Below are 15,769 nucleotides of genomic sequence, written 5' to 3'. Positions count from 1 at the left end.
TCCTGGTTGCTGACAACTAGTTGATAGGTGTGTGGACAGTGACCAGCTTAGTGCCGTCGGGGAAGGTGGCTTCTACCTGCACTTCGTCGACCATCTCGGCGACGCCGTCCATCACATCCTCACGGCTAAGGATTTCGCGACCATAGCTCATTAAGTCCGCCACGCTGCGACCATCCCGGGCGCCTTCCATAATTTCAAAGCTGATCAGCGCTACCGCTTCGGGGTAATTAAGCTTTAAACCACGTGCTTTGCGGCGCTCCGCCAGCTGGGCGGCTGAGAACAGCAGCAGCTTGTCTTTGTCTCTTGGGGTTAATTCCATGGAACGTGTCTCCAGCAGTGCATCGCAGTGATGCCTATTAGGTTAGCCAAATTCGTGGGGTATGTGCTTCACGCTCGATCCACCGGGGGCGCAGCAGTTGCCAGGCCTGTTCGCATAACGCCCAGGCTTCGTTACGCGAGTTGCCTAAATAGCGCAGCAGCAGAACACCGTGACGGACGGTAACCGCCCAACGGGGGTTATCCGGCAGCGCTTCACGCAAGGCTTCAATCGCCCCAGGCGCATCGGCAATGCCTACCGCCCAGAGCGTGGCCTGCACGGTGGCACCACCCTGCCCCCAGCGCCCGGCAAAGCGTGGGTGAAGTGGGTCTAACGGTTGGCGCTCTAACCACAGCGGCTTGCCGTCCAGGGTTAAGCGGAAGTGTTGCTCAATGCGTCCGGAAACATAGGGTAAGTCGCTTGCCGGGCGGCCCAGCGCCATCACCTCCCAGCCCAGGCAGCGGGCACTGCCGTGAAGATCAATTTGGGTGCGCTGCTCGCCTTTCGAGCCATCGAAGGCGATGGTCTCCTGGGGCAACCACTCCAGAGTGGCATCGTCTTCAACGCTTAACCGGGTATGCTGAGTCCATGCCACGCCCTGACTGTCGGCTTTGTAGAGTTTATTGGCGGCAGGCGTTGTGAGTAGCGCATGGGCACCGCCTTCGACGTGAGCGCTAATGGTGAGCGCATCGCCGCTCACCAGCCCGCCCGGTGGATGAAGCACATAGACATGGCACGCCTCACTGCGGCCTTCCGGATAGAACGGCCGCTGTACCCGCAGCGGCCCTTGATGGCGCGCCTGCACCATGCGGGTAACGCCGTCGCGCTGGGCAAACCGCAGATCTAACGATGCCGCCCAGTAGCGGTCCTGGTCAAAGCGGTGGCCAGAGGCAAGGGGAGATTTTGCGATATCGCATAGCATCATAATTAGCTATCGCTTCCTTTCAGTAAGCCATTCACTAATTAGTGCAATTAATGCGCCAAAATGGTGAAAAGCAGAGGACAGGGCCATTCATCAGACTAATACTGCGTTTTGTTAGCTACATAAATTAAAAACGCACCAAAAAAGTGCTAAATAGAACTAAAAAGCACCATACAAGGGCACTACTCTTGCCCTTGACGAATGCGTCATCACTCTGTATATCATTTGATAGCCCATAAAACTATCAAATGGAAAACACCATGGATATCCATTTCACTCAATATCAGCCTCCCAAAGCTTTGGCGCCCGGATTCTGGCAGCAAGTTGGTCTGCCTGCTCGCGGCCGTAAGCTGCATGAGCTGCTACATGCAGGCGTGGAATATCGTGTCTATCCCCAACTTGCCAAGGTATCAGGTATCGAGCAGAAGGCCCTGGCGCGCTATGTGGATATTCCCTCTGCCACGCTCAGCCGTCGCGCCAAATCGGGCCGCTTCAAAATGGCGGAGAGTGACCGGCTGTATCGCTTTGCTGAGCTTTTCAAGGCGACACTGGATCTATTCGAGGGGGACGCGGAGGGCGCCCGCGCCTGGCTGCTCAAACCCAATGCCGGGCTAGGCGGTCGTCGCCCTGTCGAAATGAGCGCCACATCGGCGGAGTATCAAACGGTGTTGAACCTCATCGGGCGGCTGGAGCACGGGGTCTCGGTATGAACGAGGTCACCGCCTATCGGCTGGTTAAGCGTAAGTTTCAGGAAACAGCGTTTGATGGCGAGGGCGCACGGCTTTACGGTGGGCGCTGGAACAGCCCGGGGAATGCCTGTGTGTATGTGGCAAGCTCCGAGTCGCTGGCGCTACTGGAAACTATGGTGAATCTGGAAAGCTATCGGCTGCTCAATGCGTATGCGCTGCTGCGCCTAACGCTGCCAGCAGACACCATTCTAAGCGTTGGCGAAGAAGATCTACCGGAAAACTGGCAGGAAGCCCCAGCGCCCGCAGAGACTGCTGAACTTGGCGATGGCTGGCTGGCATCCAACCAAAGTCTGGCACTGGCAGTGCCGAGCGTGGTCGTGCCGAGAGAGCTCAACTACATGCTCAATACGGCGCACCCCTTATTCGATCAAATCATCGCGACGGCCGAGGCACTGCCCTTCCAGCCCGATCCAAGACTTTGAACCGGGTGTGGATAACTTAAACCGTTCTTAGCAGACTTCAAAGGCGCGTTAGTAGCCCGTCTTACGTTTATTCCCGCAATACTCAAATGCCTTTTTCAGCCCACCTCAGCGTCTTTTATCCGCTTGACATTTCATCAATAGCGTCACAAACTTAGCCAAGGCTATACTTCTTTCCCTAGGACAACCAGTTTACACAAAGCAACTTCAACCCATCTACCTCATGACGAGTCTGGAGCTAAATAATGGCAACAAAATATGCCGTGATTCTATTGGGAACGCTGCCTTTTAGTGCGTTGGCAACTGCCGATGAAACGCCCTTAAACGTGGTGGCAACGATTGGGATGATTGCCGATGTAGCGCAGGAAGTAGGCGGCGAATGCGTTAATGTGGAAGCCATGATGGGCCCCGGCGTAGACCCCCATCTGTATCAGGCAAGCGCTAGCGACGTGGCCTTGCTGCGGGGCGCCGAACACATTCTCTATTCAGGCTACTCATTGGAAGGACAGCTGGGGAGTGTGCTGGAGAATTTCTCGGCACGAACACCCACGCTTGCCGTGGCGCCCGCTTCCATTGATCCGGCGTCGTTGATCACCGCTCAGGATGTCTACGGAGTCGACCCTCACCTGTGGATGGATGTCTCTTTATGGGCCCAAACACTGCCCACCCTAAGCGATGCATTGAGCGAAGCACGCCCTGAGTGCGCCACGACGATTGAAACCAATACCGAGCGTTATCAGGCTCAGTTGCTAGCCTTGCATGAGTGGGTTAAAGAGAGCATTGCCAGCATCCCCGAAGAGCAGCGTATTCTCGTCACCGCCCACGACGCGTTCAGCTACTTTGGCCGTGCCTATGACATTGAGGTGGAAGGGATTCAGGGCATCAGTACCGAAACCGAAACTGGGATCGCCGATATTCGCAGCATGGCGGATAGCGTTGTTGCCCGTAACGTGCCCGCCATATTTGTCGAGAGCACCATCAATCCACGCACCATTCAGGCAGTGATCGATGCTGCAAGGCAGCGCGGCCATGATGTGACCATCGGCGGCCAGCTTTATTCCGACGCCATGGGCGATGAAGGCACGGTAGATGGTACCTATATGGGCATGATCTACCGTAACACCCAGCACATTGTCGAGGCGCTAGGCGGTTCCTTGGCCCCGCTGCCAAAGGCACTGGATGACTGGGCCAGCGAGTGGCAACTCGCTCAATAAGCATTCGATAAGGCAGTGATCCATGGCGACATCCGACCTTACAGACACCGCACTGAGTATTAAAAACCTGACGGTGAGCTACCATAACCAGCCCGTGCTTTGGGATATCGATCTGGATATCCCCGCCGGTGTCATGGCGGGCATTGTCGGCCCTAACGGGGCGGGCAAGAGCACGTTGATCAAAAGCCTACTGGGGCTGGTGCCGTCGCTGTCAGGAGAGGTGATGGTGCATGGGCGACCTTACGCCACGCAGCGTAAACGGGTGGGCTACGTGCCCCAGCGCTCAAGCGTTGACTGGGATTTTCCCACCACTGCACTGGATGTGGTCACCATGGGGCTTTACGGGCGTTTAGGTTGGCTCAAAAGACCGGGGCGAAAAGAGCGCCACGAGGCGCAGGAAGCACTTGAAATGGTCGGTATGAGTGCCTTGGCTGAGCGCCAAATTAGCCAGCTCTCAGGTGGCCAGCAGCAGCGCGTATTTTTGGCCCGTGCGCTGGTGCAGCAAGCCGATGTGTATTTTCTTGATGAACCCATGGCGGGCGTCGATGCCACCACCGAGCGGGCCATTATCGATATCCTGCGCCGCCTGCGCGACGCGGGTAAGACGCTGATTGTGGTACACCACGATCTGCAAACGGTTCGCACCTACTTTGACTGGCTACTGCTACTCAACGTGCGAGTCATCGCCAGCGGCAAGGCCGAGGAGGTGTTCAAGATCGATCACCTGCGCCAGGCTTACGGCGGTCAAATCGCGCTACTTAACGACAATGAATCGTTAATGTTTGCCGCCTCAAAGGTGAAGTAACCCATGGTGTGGCTTGAGCTTTTATCTGACTACACCTTTCAGAATGTCGTCATTGGCGCCTCGCTGCTGGGGCTGATCAGCGGCCCGCTGGGCTGTTTTGCGGTGCTGCGTCGCCAAAGCCTGCTGGGAGACGCGATTTCCCACGCCGCCCTTCCCGGCATCTGTTTAAGCTTTATCATCACCGGCAGCCGGGATATTGGCGGGATTATTATTGGTTCACTGATCACCGGCTCCGCCGCCGCGCTGATTATGCTGATGCTGACGCGCTTAAGCCGCCTGAAAACGGACGCTGCCCTGGGCGCCTGCCTGAGTATCTTTTTTGCCGTGGGTATCGTTCTGCTCACCTATATCCAGAGTACCAATAACGCCTCCCAGGGCGGTCTTGAGGCCTTTCTGTTCGGCCAGGCCGCCGCGACGCTGCGCTCCGATTTATGGGTGATGGGCAGCATTACGCTGGTCACGCTGCTACTGCTTGCCGTCTTCTGGAAACAGGCCAAGCTGGTCACCTTTGATGCGGAGTACGCCCGCACGCTCGGCATGCCTATCACCGTGATTGAAGCATCGCTCACCGCTATGGTTGCGCTAGCGGTCGTCGTCGGCCTGCAGATGGTCGGTGTGATTTTGATGGCCGCCATGATCGTGGCACCCGCGGCGGCCGCGCGACAGTGGAGCCGCCACCTAGGCGGCATGCTCACCATCGCCGCAGGCGTCGGTATTGTCAGTGGCGTGTCAGGGGCAACCATCAGCACCCTATCGCGCGGCCTGGCAACCGGCCCGCTGATTGTCCTGACCGCAACCGTCATTGTGCTTATATCGTTGGCATTGGCGCCCGGCCGTGGGCTGCTGTGGGGTGTGATAAAGCACTATCGCCAGAAGTCAGCGCTGCAGAAACAGCAGCTACTTTATGCGCTATATAAACACACGGCTGATCCCTCATGCACCCCTTCAACACTCGGTTCACGCAGGATGCTCAACAAGCTTAAGCAGCAAGGCTACCTAACCCGCTCTCCACGCGGCGACGACGGCTGGGGGCTAACGGCACAGGGCCAGGAGGAGGCTAGAAGAGTGGTCGCGGCCTTTGAGGAATTAGCATCATGATGGCAGAGCTACTGACCACAACTGCCCTGCCCATTATGCTAGTGGGCGCGATGGTAGGCATCGCCTCCTCGGCGGTGGGCACCTTTTTAGTGCTCCGCGGCAACAGCATGTTATCCGACGCAATCAGCCATTCGATTGTGTTTGGCATCGTCATCGTCTGGCTGCTGACCAAGCAACAGAGCGGGCCGGTACAACTGATCGGGGCCGCCCTCACTGGGCTGTTAACCGTCTTGCTCACCGAAGCCTTAGCGAGCACCAAACGGGTCAAGCAGGATACCGCTATCGGCCTGGTCTTCCCGGCGCTGTTCTCTATCGGCGTGCTGCTGTTGAATATTTATGCCAATGATGTGCATATCGACACGCATACCGTGCTGCTCGGTGAGATCGGTTTTGTCTGGCTGGATACACTCGACATCTTCGGCCTGCCCATCCCCCAGGCGCTGGTATCGATGAGCGTGATGACGGTGCTCAACTATGCGTTTATCGGACTCTTTTATAAGGAGCTGAAGCTGGCCACCTTCGATCCGGCGCTGGCCAAAACGTTCGGCTTTATGCCCTCGATTCTTTTCTATGTGCTGCTAATGCTAACTAGTTCCACTGCTGTGGCGGCCTTTGATGCGGTAGGCGCGGTGTTGTTTATCGCCTTTGCCATTGTTCCCGCCTCCGCCGCCTATTTGCTGACCGACCGGCTGTTGATGATGTTTATCATCGGTGCGCTAATTTCTATCGCCTCGAGTATTTCTGGCTACTACCTCGCAGTGTATCTCAACGTCTCCATTGGCGGCATGATGGCCGTCATGACCGGCATATTCCTGATGCTCGCCTTTCTGGCAGGGCCACGCTACGGCGTGATTACCCAACTGGTCAAACGCCAACGGGCACGCCAGGCGCCGGTGGAACCGCCGCCCAGCGTTTGAAGCCCAGCTTTTGGAAACACCGCTCATCCGCGCGCAAAAAAGCGACCGCCTTTCGACAACCGCTTGGCCGGGCAGGCGGTAACCGGGTGTGGATAACTTAAACCGTCAGATGCTGCTTGATCAGCTCATTGGAGAGCTCGCTGATCTCCCCTTTGGCCACCGGTCGGCCGCGATCCATAATCACAAAGCGGTCGGCGTATTTACGGGCAAAGGGCAGCTTCTGCTCCACCAGTAGTACCGTAAGGCCATCCTCGTTGATCAACTGACGAATCACCTGACCAATTTGGGCGACGATATTGGGCTGAATGCCCTCACCTGGCTCGTCCAAAATCAGCAGTTTGGGTTCGATGACCAGCGCACGGCCAATCGCCAGCTGCTGCTGTTGCCCACCGGAAAGGTCGCCGCCACGGCGGTGTTTCATCTCTTTTAGCACTGGGAACAGTTCATAGACCCGCTCGGGAATCTTTTTTAGCCCGTCACTGCGGGCGGCAAGACCGGTGCGCAGGTTCTCCTCCACTGTCAGCAGCGGAAATATCTGCCGCCCTTGGGGCACGTAGCCAATTCCCAACCGCGAGCGCGCCTCAACGGCTTTTTTAGTCAGCTCGATCTCGCCTGCCTCGGCGGTATAGCGCAGCTCGCCACTTTTTACGGCCACTTCGCCCATCACGGCTTTCAGCAGCGTGGTTTTACCCACGCCGTTGCGTCCCATCACGCAGGTACACTGACCGGCGGGTACCTCAAGATCGAGATCCCAGAGGGTGTGGCTTTCGCCGTAAAACTGGTTGAGCTTTTCGATCGCTAGCATCAGGCGGCCTCCTCGTCATCGGCACCCAGGTAGACCTCGATTACTTTGGGGTCGCTGGAGACTTGATCCATGGTGCCTTCCGCCAGCACGCTGCCCTGATGCAAGACCGTCACCTGGCGGGCAATCGAACGCACAAAGCCCATATCATGCTCCACCACCACCACGGACTGTTTACCGGCCAGCCCGGTGAGCAACTCGGCAGTGCGCTCCATCTCCTGCTCGGTCATGCCCGCCACCGGTTCATCCACCAGCAGTAGACGCGGGCGCTGCATCAGCAGCATGCCGATCTCCAGCCACTGCTTCTGGCCGTGGGAAAGAATGCCCGCAGGTTGATGGCGCAGTGCTGTCAGGCCAATGGTTTCCAGTACGTCATCGATGCGGTCTTTGATCTCGCCGGTCATGCGGGCGGTCAGGGTAGGAAAAATCCGCTTGTCCGCCGCCATGGCCAGCTCCAGATTTTCAAACACCGAGAGCGCTTCGAATACCGTGGGTTTTTGAAACTTGCGGCCAATGCCCAGGCTGGCAATATCAGGCTCGTTCATGTGCAGCAGGTTATGGCGGCTGCCAAACCATACACTGCCACTAGTGGGTCGGGTTTTACCGGTAATAATATCCATCATGGTGGTTTTACCCGCCCCGTTAGGGCCGATAATGCAGCGCAGCTCACCGTCGTTGATGGTCAGGTTAAGATTATTGATGGCTTTAAAACCATCGAAGCTCACGGTGACATCTTCCATGTAAAGTATCGGCCCATGGCGAACGTCCACCGGCGAGGCTTGGGGCGCCATAAAATCGAACACCCGGTCACGCTGTGTCAGCGATTGCAGAAAGCTCATGCGGAGGCCTCCTTGGACGTGTGTTGATGGTCAGGATCCGTCGTTTGTTCCTCGCGCTTACGGCGCTTGAGGTAGCGAAACAGCCCCGCCACCCCTTTGGGCAGAAACACCGTGACCAGTACGAACATTGCACCCAGGGCAAACAGCCAAGCATCAGGCATTACGCCGGTAAAGATGGTTTTGGCGTAGTTAACTAAAATGGCACCAATCACTGCGCCATAGAGTGTGGCGCGACCGCCCAGTGCGACCCACAGCACAATCTCGATGGAGAAAATCGGCGAGAACTCGCTGGGGTTGATAATCCCCACTTGCGGCACGTAGAGCGCCCCCGCCAGGCCTGCGAGCATCGCCGAGACCACAAACACAAACAGCTGAAAGCGCTCGACCCGATAACCGAGAAAGCGCGTACGCGCTTCGGCATCCCGAGTGGCCACGCTGACCCGCCCCAGCTTGCTGGTCACAATCGCACGGCACAGGATATACCCCAGCGCCAGCGCAACGCCGGTGGCCAGGAACAACCCTAGGCGCGTGGCATCGCTGCGCAGGTCAAAACCGACGATTTCGCGGAAGTCAGTCAGGCCGTTATTACCGCCGAAGCCCATCTCGTTGCGGAAGAAAGCCAGCATCAAGGCAAAGGTCAGTGCCTGGGTGATAATCGACAGATATACCCCGGTGACCCGTGAGCGAAACGCCAAGAAGCCGAACACTAACGCCAGCAGCCCCGGCGCCAGCAGAACCATGGCAAAGGCGAACCAAGCCATATCGAAACCGTGCCAGAACCACGGCAGGCTGTCCCAGTTGAGGAACACCATAAAGTCCGGCAGCACCGGATGGCCGTAGGTACCGCGATCGCCAATCTGGCGCATCAGGTACATGCCCATGGCGTAACCGCCAATGGCGAAAAAGGCGCCATGGCCGAGGCTCAAAATGCCCAGATAGCCCCACACCAAGTCCACCGCCACAGCCAGCAACGCGTAGCTTAGGTACTTACCGAATAGGTTGACCGTATAGGCGCCCACATGCAGCGGGTTATCCGGCGGCACTGCCACGTGCAGCAGGGTGACCAGCGCCAGCGCGGCCAGTAGCACGCCGAGAAAAATCTGCGTAGAACGCTCGCTGAATGGGCGTGTTAGCCAAAAATTCGTCGATGATTCGGTCGTTAAAGACATCGTTTAGCCCTCCGCAGCCCGGCCCTTCTGCGGGAAGAGTCCACGCGGGCGTTTCTGAATGAATAGGATGATAAACACCAGCACGATAATTTTGGCCAATACCGCGCCTGCCCAGGGTTCCAGCACCTGGTTGATCACCCCCAGCGATAGCCCGGCAACCAGCGTGCCCCACAGATTGCCCACACCGCCGAACACCACCACCATGAAGGAGTCGATGATGTAGTTCTGCCCCAGGTTAGGGCCGACGTTGGTGAGCTGGGAGAGCGCAACTCCGGCAAGCCCGGCTACGCCGGAACCCAGCGCGAAGGTCATGATATCCACACGAGTGGCACGAATGCCCATGGAGCGGGCCATGGCGCGATTTTGGGTCACCGCACGCACCTCAAGCCCCAGCCGCGTGCGACGCATAATCAGCATCAGCCCGGCAAACACCACCAGCGCAAAGCCGAGCACGTACATGCGGTTAAGCGTTAATGACAACGCATCATTCACCACTAGCGAACCACTCATCCACTCGGGGGTGATGACGGTACGGTTAAGCGGTGAAATCACCGTGCGCACCAGTTGTTGCAGAATCAGGCTGATACCGAAGGTCGCCAGCAGCGTCTCCAGCGGGCGGCCTTTGAGGAACTGAATCACGCCGCGCTCGATCGCCACGCCTGCTAAGGCGGCAACCATAAAGCCTGCGGGAATCGATAGAATCAACGCCAGCCCCGGCTGGCCGGGCAGCAGCTGCTGCATCGCCCAGGTGGTGTAGGCGCCCAGCATCATCAGCTCGCCGTGGGCCATGTTGATCACGCCCATGACGCCGAAGGTGATCGCCAGGCCAATGGCGGCCAGCACCAGCACCGAGCCAAGACTTAAACCGAAATACAGCGTTTCCAGGCCGCGGTTGATTTTAAGCTGCTGCTCGATACCCGAAAGGGAAGCGGCGGCGGCATTGGCGACAACGGGGTCATCGCCATTGGCTGCCCGGCTCAACGCTACCCGTGAGCGCGGATGCAGGCTGCCGTCCAGCGCTTCAACGCCAGCCATTTCACCGGCTTCAGCGCGATAAATTGCCACGGCCTGGGTCAGCCGGTAGCGCACCTGCTCGTCCTCTTCCTGCGCAATCAAGTCATCAAGCGTGGGCACCAGCTCACCGTCTACTTCACCTAGCAGGCGCTCGGCTGATGTGCGACGGCGCTCCACGTTGAGCGAATAGAGGTCAACTACCGCGATGGCACTACGCAGTTGATTACGCAGGTTGTTGTTAATGCCGATACGTTCCAGGTCACGGCGGGACATCTCGCCCAGCGCTTCGCCGGTGAGTACATCGGCCACCGGCCAGTCGCGGCCGCGGTTCTCGAGCACCAGTACAAAACGGCCATCTTCGGTGCGCTGTAAGCGGCCATCCAGCAGGGCTTGCAGCCAGTCACGGGCACGCTCATCGTCGCTTTGCAAAATGGCAGTAATGGCTTCGCCTTTGGCGGTGTAGGACTCAACGTCCAGCGCCTCTAGCAGTTCGAGCGCGGCGGCATCATTAGTGGAGCTGCTGGCGGCGTCTGTTGATTGTGCTTGTGCGTTGAGGGTAATACCCAACAGCAGGAAGCAGAGCAGCGCCAAGGAAAGGAAACGCCTCATGGGGTTCTTCCTTTGGTTATCTAAGAGGGAAAGATAGCGTGCTCCTTGCCGCGCCAACCATCGAACCACGACGCGGCAAGGGGTTTTAGGCTTTACTCAGCGAGTGCCGCTTCGGCTTCTTCTGCTGCGGTGCTGCCACCACAGGAGCCGTTCACGACGTTAAAGTTGCCGCATTCCATCGGCTTGCGCCAATCGGCAATCAGGTCACGCGAGCCAGGCAGGTAGTCAGACCAGGCGTCGCCCGCCACAGTAGAGGGCGTCTGCCACACGATGTCGAACTGGCCGTTATCCTGAATTTCACCAATCAGCACCGGCTTGGTGATGTGGTGGTTGGGCATCATCGCCGCATAGCCGCCGGAGAGGTTAGGTACGGTCACACCGATAATGGCGTCTTTCACCGTATCGACATCTGTCGTGCCCGCTTTGCGAACCGCTTCGGCCCACATGTTGAAGCCGATGTAGTGCGCTTCCATCGGGTCGTTGGTCACCGCCATATCGTCGCCGGTGTACTCGATCCAGGCATCGATAAAGTCGTAGTTGTCATCGTTATCGACGCTCATGAAGTAGTTCCAGGCGGCCAGGTGACCGACCAATGGGCCGGTATCAATACCGGTCAGTTCCTGCTCGCCCACAGAGAAGGCGATAACCGGAATATCGGCCGCGTCGATGCCCTGGTTGGAGAGCTCGGTATAGAACGGTACGTTGGCGTCGCCGTTAACCGTTGAGATGACGGCGGTTGGTTTACCCTCTTCACCGAAGCGACGAATTTCTGCCACGATGTTCTGCCAATCGGAGTGACCGAACGGCGTGTAGTTAACCATGATGTCCTCTTCCGCGATGCCGTGTTCATCCTTGAGGAACGCTTCGAGGATACGGTTGGTGGTGCGCGGATAGACATAGTCGGTACCGACTAGCGCAAAGCGCTCGATACCCACTTCGTTGATCAAATATTCAACCGCAGGAATGGCCTGTTGGTTAGGCGCGGCGCCGGTGTAGAAGACGTTTTCAGAGGACTCTTCGCCCTCATACTGCACCGGGTAGAACAGTAGACCGTTAAGCTCTTCGACGACTGGCAGCACTGCTTTACGAGAAACCGAGGTCCAGTTGCCGAATATGACGTCGACTTCTTCTTGCGCCAATAGCTCACGAGCACGTTCAGCAAACAGCGGCCAGTTAGAGGCGGGGTCAACGACAACGGCTTCCAGCTGGCGACCCAGCAAACCACCGGCTTCGTTCTGCTGTTCGATCAACATTTCGACGGTGTCTTTGAGGACGGTCTCACTAATCGCCATAGTGCCGGAAAGCGAGTGCAGGATACCAACTTTGATCGGGTCATCGTCTTGCGCGAAGGCCGGGGCGCTGGCCCCCATGACCGCGGCGGTGAGTAGCGCGGTGGCGAAACGGCCACTTGAAAGGAATCGTTGCGGGTGTGTCGAGCGTTTGAGAGTGTTCATTGTTAATCTCCTTGCACCCCTTATGATTGGGGCTTGATGGTTGGCTTCGCACTTGGGGTTGTTGTGTTAGCTCCCCCAATACGTCCACTAGCCATTAACACCTGCAAGGGATGCGCCAGATTGGCACAACGCTCACTTATAGTTAATTAATCAGCCACTTAGTTATCTTAAAATATTCCTCATTATCGTCAAATGCACCAATATAAAGCGCAAAGCTGTTATTAAAGCACCTTAACAATGCACCAATAAGAAAACACTGCACCAACTCGGCACTTACATTAGTCATATACAATTTAGAAACTTTATACTTACTCTTCAGTTACAAAAACTGTAGAAAAGAGCCTGACCATCTTTCAGAGGTACTACTTATAAAAACGGGGCGTCGACTTTCGTCGACACCCCGTTGCTCAAGATGACTTTTTAAGTATTAATCGCTTTCAGGCGAGCCTGACGTAGGCGTTGCTCCCTTCATCCCACGACGCAGGAGAGGACCCACAATATAAGGCAAGATCAAGCCCAATCCAGCAAAGACCCAAAGGCCGATAGCCAGACCGCTATCCCAAAGAATCATCCAGTCGCCATCGGAGATATCCATGGCATGGCGCAGGTTCTTCTCCATCTCAGGCCCCAGCAACAAGCCAAGAATCACTGGCACCAGCGGAATCTCAAGCTTGCGCAGGACGTAACCGCCCACCCCAAAGGCCACCATGAAGTAGAGGTCAAAGATGGTGTTACTGATCGAGTAGATACCCACGAAGGCAATCATCGTGACGATCGGCAGCAAGTACATCGGCGGCACGGACAGCAGCTTGACGAAGATGCCCACCAACGGAATGTTAAGGATCAGCAGCAAAAAGTTACCGATCAATAGCGCTGCGATCACGCCCCAGACGATGTCGGCATTCTGGGTGAACATCAACGGCCCCGGGGTGATATTGAGCGAAATCAACAACGCTAAGAGTACTGCGGTAGTACCACTGCCCGGCACACCCAGGGTTAGCATGGGGACCAGAGCACCGCTCGAAGCGGCGTTATTGCCAGCTTCGGGAGCAGCCACACCACGCGGGTCGCCTTGTCCAAAATAGCCTTTCTTACCCAACACACGTTTTTCAAGGGTATAGCTGATGAAGCTACCCAACGAAGCACCGGCGCCGGGTAGCACACCGGCAACAAACCCCAGCACCCCGCCACGGAAACTGGTGGGTAGAATATCGCGGATATCTTTCCAGGAGAGCGAAAGCTTGTTGACCTTCATCTTCTCCTTACCACCGCCTGCGCGCTCCTCAATAAAGAACAGCAGTTCGGAAATGGCAAACAGACCGACGATAGCAATGATGAAGTCCACGCCTTCAAAAAGTTCGAGCACCCCGAAGGTGTAGCGCTGCACGCCAGTATTGTCGATACCCACCGTGGCGATCATTAGGCCAATACTGGCGGCGACTACCGTTTTCATAGGGTTTTTGCCAGTGATGCCGCCTAAGGTAGCGAACGCCAGCAGGAAGAGCGCAAAATATTCTGCAGGGCCGAACGTTAAGGCAAAATTAGCCAACAGTGGCGCCAGCAAGATCAAACCAATAGTGGCGATAAGGCTACCGATAAAAGAGGCCACGGCTGAGATCGCCAGCGCCTCAGAAGCCTTGCCTTTCTGGGCCATAGGATACCCGTCAAGACAGGTCATCATGGCCGGTTCATCGCCGGGAATATTCAACAGAATCGATGAAATACGCCCACCGTACATGGCGCCCGCATACACGGAGGTCAGCATGATCAGGGCGGTTTCTGGTGCGAGTCCCAAACTGAACGCCAGCGGAATCAGGATGGCCACACCATTAGCTGGGCCTAATCCCGGCAAGGCGCCGATCAAGGTGCCGAGAAAAGCACCCAGCAAGGCGAACATTAGGTTATGGGGCTGCAGAGCAACGCCAAAACCATCCATCAGATAACCTAGAGTTTCCATTAGTTCATCTCCAGGAATGACAGCAGACCCAGCGGCAAGGCGAGATCGAGTGCAAAACTAAACAGGAAGTACACGACCACTGCCGAGACTGCCCCGGTCATGTAAGCATTGAGCGGCCGAGCCCCCATGCGCCAGCAAAGCGTTCCCACAGCAAGCGTAGTGCTAATAATAAAGCCCAGCGGCTGAAGCAGCATGGCGTAAAAGATCAGCACCACTACGGCGATGATTAGCTCGATACCGGTACGGCTCCAAGGCCATGCATTATCGGGATCAGGGCGTACAATCAGATAAAGGCTGGAAATTGCCAACACTATGGCGAGCAACTTCGGAAAAGTGTCCGGGCCAACGGCTTCGGCCCCACCAAACGGTTCCGGGAACTGAGTCGCGGCCCAGCCGTACGCGACGGCCAGGACGATCATCAGGACCCCAAAGATGCGGTCGTTGAAAGTCATTACTGAATTAGCCCAATATCTTTAGAAAGCTGTTCAATGTCATTGATCTGGTTGAGTACGAACGCTTCGAACTCGCCAGCGGTCATGTGAAATGGCATCAAGCCGTTCTGAGCCATGACATCCTGCCACTCTTCACTCTCATAAATAGTGTCCATGGCATCGGTCCAATACGCTTCAGCTTCTTCGGAGACATCCGCCGGCATATAAAAGCCGCGCCAGTTGGGGCCAATGGCATCGATGCCTTGCTCACGGGCGGTGGGGATGTCAGCCAAGTCACCAGGCAGACGCTCTTCAGAAAGAACCGCCAGGACGCGTAAGTCGCCAGATTCCATAAACCCTTGGGCTTCAGTTATATCCCCGGTAAAGGCATCCACGTGGCCACCGATTACCTGGGTTAGCGCTTCGCCACCGTTGTTGTAGGAGAGGTAGGCAATGCGCGGAAGATTTTCGACATCCGCTGCCTGAGCGGCGATCAGCACTTTGAGATAATCCCATCCGCCTTTAGCGCTACCGCCAGCGAACTTAACGCTGCGCGGATCTTCCTTGAGCGATTCCATGAGTTCATTGAGGTCATCGATCTCGGAATCAGCGGCCACGGCGATAATTCCGTAATCCGCCCCTAGCGCTCCGATCCAATTGACCTGATCGGCAGTCAACCCTGGGAATTGCCCTTGGGCCAGACGAGTGGTCGTGGCAGTAGAGGCTGCAACCAGTAGGTGGTCATCGCCAGCGCGCTTACTGACGGTATGAGCAAACGCCACACCGCCACCAGCACCAGCCATATTGATGGTTTGTACATTCGCAGGAACTATATCAAGTTCCTGCATGACATTCCCTACGCTACGGCAAGTAAAGTCCCAACCGCCGCCTGGGTCAGAGGGCGCTATACACTCCACCTTACCTTTTGGCTCGAAGGCTGAAGCGGTGCTAGCAAAAGTGGTAAGCGTCGCTAGCGGAAGGGCCAGCAACGTTAAATACTTAAAGGAAGGCTTAATGATCATGGCGTTCTCCACGTGTCAGTGTTGTTGTATGG

At 56.7% G+C, this 15,769-nt stretch carries 16 protein-coding genes; 6 read left to right on the top strand and 10 right to left on the bottom strand.

The window, feature by feature from the left end; genetic code table 11:
• Nucleotides 1-16: 16 nt before the first annotated feature.
• Together HZS80_RS07430 and HZS80_RS07425 are read right to left on the bottom strand one after the other, a co-directional pair.
• On the bottom strand, nucleotides 17-319 hold the full coding sequence (locus tag HZS80_RS07430) for an urease subunit gamma (RefSeq protein ID WP_008956141.1): 303 nt from the start codon (nucleotides 317-319) through the stop codon (nucleotides 17-19).
• 37 nt (nucleotides 320-356) lie between these two features.
• A complete protein-coding gene (locus tag HZS80_RS07425; protein ID WP_179915645.1) occupies nucleotides 357-1,241 on the bottom strand; it encodes an urease accessory protein UreD in 885 nt (294 codons plus the stop codon).
• Nucleotides 1,242-1,498: 257 nt separating this feature from the next.
• Here HZS80_RS07425 and parS point away from each other — a divergent pair, with 257 nt between their 5' ends.
• The 6 genes from parS to HZS80_RS07395 all read left to right on the top strand — a co-directional run bounded on the left by parS (nucleotide 1,499) and on the right by HZS80_RS07395 (nucleotide 6,440).
• Entirely contained in the window at nucleotides 1,499-1,948 is a 450-nt protein-coding gene (parS, locus tag HZS80_RS07420) for a type II RES/Xre toxin-antitoxin system antitoxin (RefSeq protein ID WP_179915644.1), read from the top strand.
• Complete coding sequence (locus HZS80_RS07415; RefSeq protein ID WP_035555225.1) at nucleotides 1,945-2,409, top strand: RES family NAD+ phosphorylase; 465 nt, start codon at nucleotides 1,945-1,947, stop codon at nucleotides 2,407-2,409. Before parS ends, HZS80_RS07415 begins: the two co-directional genes overlap by 4 nt.
• Before the next feature lie 242 nt (nucleotides 2,410-2,651).
• Complete coding sequence (locus tag HZS80_RS07410; RefSeq protein WP_035581816.1) at nucleotides 2,652-3,620, top strand: metal ABC transporter solute-binding protein, Zn/Mn family; 969 nt, start codon at nucleotides 2,652-2,654, stop codon at nucleotides 3,618-3,620.
• 22 nt (nucleotides 3,621-3,642) lie between these two features.
• Complete coding sequence (locus HZS80_RS07405) at nucleotides 3,643-4,425, top strand: metal ABC transporter ATP-binding protein (protein ID WP_035555219.1); 783 nt, start codon at nucleotides 3,643-3,645, stop codon at nucleotides 4,423-4,425.
• Nucleotides 4,426-4,428: 3 nt separating this feature from the next.
• On the top strand, nucleotides 4,429-5,523 hold the full coding sequence (locus HZS80_RS07400; protein WP_179915643.1) for a metal ABC transporter permease: 1,095 nt from the start codon (nucleotides 4,429-4,431) through the stop codon (nucleotides 5,521-5,523).
• Nucleotides 5,520-6,440 (top strand): metal ABC transporter permease, encoded by a 921-nt coding sequence (locus tag HZS80_RS07395; RefSeq protein ID WP_179915642.1) that lies wholly within the window; start codon nucleotides 5,520-5,522, stop codon nucleotides 6,438-6,440. Before HZS80_RS07400 ends, HZS80_RS07395 begins: the two co-directional genes overlap by 4 nt.
• Nucleotides 6,441-6,537: 97 nt before the next feature.
• Here the strand turns inward: HZS80_RS07395 and urtE are convergent, their stop codons facing one another.
• The 8 genes from urtE to HZS80_RS07355 form a co-directional block, all read right to left on the bottom strand.
• Nucleotides 6,538-7,245: an urea ABC transporter ATP-binding subunit UrtE gene (urtE, locus tag HZS80_RS07390; protein ID WP_138799495.1), complete on the bottom strand. Its 708-nt coding sequence runs from the start codon at nucleotides 7,243-7,245 to the stop codon at nucleotides 6,538-6,540.
• Nucleotides 7,245-8,081 carry an urea ABC transporter ATP-binding protein UrtD gene (gene urtD / locus HZS80_RS07385; protein ID WP_179915641.1) on the bottom strand — a complete coding sequence of 279 codons (837 nt, stop codon included), beginning with the start codon at nucleotides 8,079-8,081 and terminating at the stop codon, nucleotides 7,245-7,247. The genes urtE and urtD overlap by 1 nt, the downstream gene beginning before the upstream one ends.
• Nucleotides 8,078-9,250 (bottom strand): urea ABC transporter permease subunit UrtC, encoded by a 1,173-nt coding sequence (urtC, locus tag HZS80_RS07380; RefSeq protein WP_179915640.1) that lies wholly within the window; start codon nucleotides 9,248-9,250, stop codon nucleotides 8,078-8,080. Before urtC ends, urtD begins: the two co-directional genes overlap by 4 nt.
• 3 nt (nucleotides 9,251-9,253) lie before the next feature.
• Nucleotides 9,254-10,873: an urea ABC transporter permease subunit UrtB gene (gene urtB, locus HZS80_RS07375; protein WP_179915639.1), complete on the bottom strand. Its 1,620-nt coding sequence runs from the start codon at nucleotides 10,871-10,873 to the stop codon at nucleotides 9,254-9,256.
• Nucleotides 10,874-10,965: 92 nt separating this feature from the next.
• Nucleotides 10,966-12,327, bottom strand: coding sequence for an urea ABC transporter substrate-binding protein (urtA, locus tag HZS80_RS07370; protein WP_035555198.1), 1,362 nt, complete (start codon nucleotides 12,325-12,327; stop codon nucleotides 10,966-10,968).
• Nucleotides 12,328-12,754: 427 nt separating this feature from the next.
• Complete coding sequence (locus HZS80_RS07365; protein WP_035555196.1) at nucleotides 12,755-14,284, bottom strand: tripartite tricarboxylate transporter permease; 1,530 nt, start codon at nucleotides 14,282-14,284, stop codon at nucleotides 12,755-12,757.
• On the bottom strand, nucleotides 14,284-14,736 hold the full coding sequence (locus HZS80_RS07360; protein WP_035555193.1) for a tripartite tricarboxylate transporter TctB family protein: 453 nt from the start codon (nucleotides 14,734-14,736) through the stop codon (nucleotides 14,284-14,286). The genes HZS80_RS07365 and HZS80_RS07360 overlap by 1 nt, the downstream gene beginning before the upstream one ends.
• The gene (locus HZS80_RS07355; protein WP_179915638.1) at nucleotides 14,736-15,737 is read right to left on the bottom strand and encodes a Bug family tripartite tricarboxylate transporter substrate binding protein; all 1,002 of its coding nucleotides are present in this window, start codon (nucleotides 15,735-15,737) and stop codon (nucleotides 14,736-14,738) included. Before HZS80_RS07355 ends, HZS80_RS07360 begins: the two co-directional genes overlap by 1 nt.
• Nucleotides 15,738-15,769 lie beyond the last annotated feature (32 nt).

The sequence above is a fragment of the Vreelandella glaciei genome, assembly GCF_013415125.1.
Classification (GTDB): Bacteria; Pseudomonadota; Gammaproteobacteria; order Pseudomonadales; family Halomonadaceae; genus Vreelandella; species Vreelandella glaciei.
This window is presented reverse-complemented; position numbering and strand designations above follow the sequence as displayed.

Excerpts from the sequence above, each read along its gene's own strand:
- HZS80_RS07430 (WP_008956141.1), bottom strand. The coding sequence starts at position 319 with ATGGAATTAACCCCAAGAGACAAAGACAAGCTGCTGCTGTTCTCAGCC.
- HZS80_RS07425 (WP_179915645.1), bottom strand. The coding sequence starts at position 1,241 with ATGATGCTATGCGATATCGCAAAATCTCCCCTTGCCTCTGGCCACCGC.
- parS (WP_179915644.1), top strand. The coding sequence starts at position 1,499 with ATGGATATCCATTTCACTCAATATCAGCCTCCCAAAGCTTTGGCGCCC.
- HZS80_RS07415 (WP_035555225.1), top strand. The coding sequence starts at position 1,945 with ATGAACGAGGTCACCGCCTATCGGCTGGTTAAGCGTAAGTTTCAGGAA.
- HZS80_RS07410 (WP_035581816.1), top strand. The coding sequence starts at position 2,652 with ATGGCAACAAAATATGCCGTGATTCTATTGGGAACGCTGCCTTTTAGT.
- HZS80_RS07405 (WP_035555219.1), top strand. The coding sequence starts at position 3,643 with ATGGCGACATCCGACCTTACAGACACCGCACTGAGTATTAAAAACCTG.
- HZS80_RS07400 (WP_179915643.1), top strand. The coding sequence starts at position 4,429 with ATGGTGTGGCTTGAGCTTTTATCTGACTACACCTTTCAGAATGTCGTC.
- HZS80_RS07395 (WP_179915642.1), top strand. The coding sequence starts at position 5,520 with ATGATGGCAGAGCTACTGACCACAACTGCCCTGCCCATTATGCTAGTG.
- urtE (WP_138799495.1), bottom strand. The coding sequence starts at position 7,245 with ATGCTAGCGATCGAAAAGCTCAACCAGTTTTACGGCGAAAGCCACACC.
- urtD (WP_179915641.1), bottom strand. The coding sequence starts at position 8,081 with ATGAGCTTTCTGCAATCGCTGACACAGCGTGACCGGGTGTTCGATTTT.
- urtC (WP_179915640.1), bottom strand. The coding sequence starts at position 9,250 with ATGTCTTTAACGACCGAATCATCGACGAATTTTTGGCTAACACGCCCA.
- urtB (WP_179915639.1), bottom strand. The coding sequence starts at position 10,873 with ATGAGGCGTTTCCTTTCCTTGGCGCTGCTCTGCTTCCTGCTGTTGGGT.
- urtA (WP_035555198.1), bottom strand. The coding sequence starts at position 12,327 with ATGAACACTCTCAAACGCTCGACACACCCGCAACGATTCCTTTCAAGT.
- HZS80_RS07365 (WP_035555196.1), bottom strand. The coding sequence starts at position 14,284 with ATGGAAACTCTAGGTTATCTGATGGATGGTTTTGGCGTTGCTCTGCAG.
- HZS80_RS07360 (WP_035555193.1), bottom strand. The coding sequence starts at position 14,736 with ATGACTTTCAACGACCGCATCTTTGGGGTCCTGATGATCGTCCTGGCC.
- HZS80_RS07355 (WP_179915638.1), bottom strand. The coding sequence starts at position 15,737 with ATGATCATTAAGCCTTCCTTTAAGTATTTAACGTTGCTGGCCCTTCCG.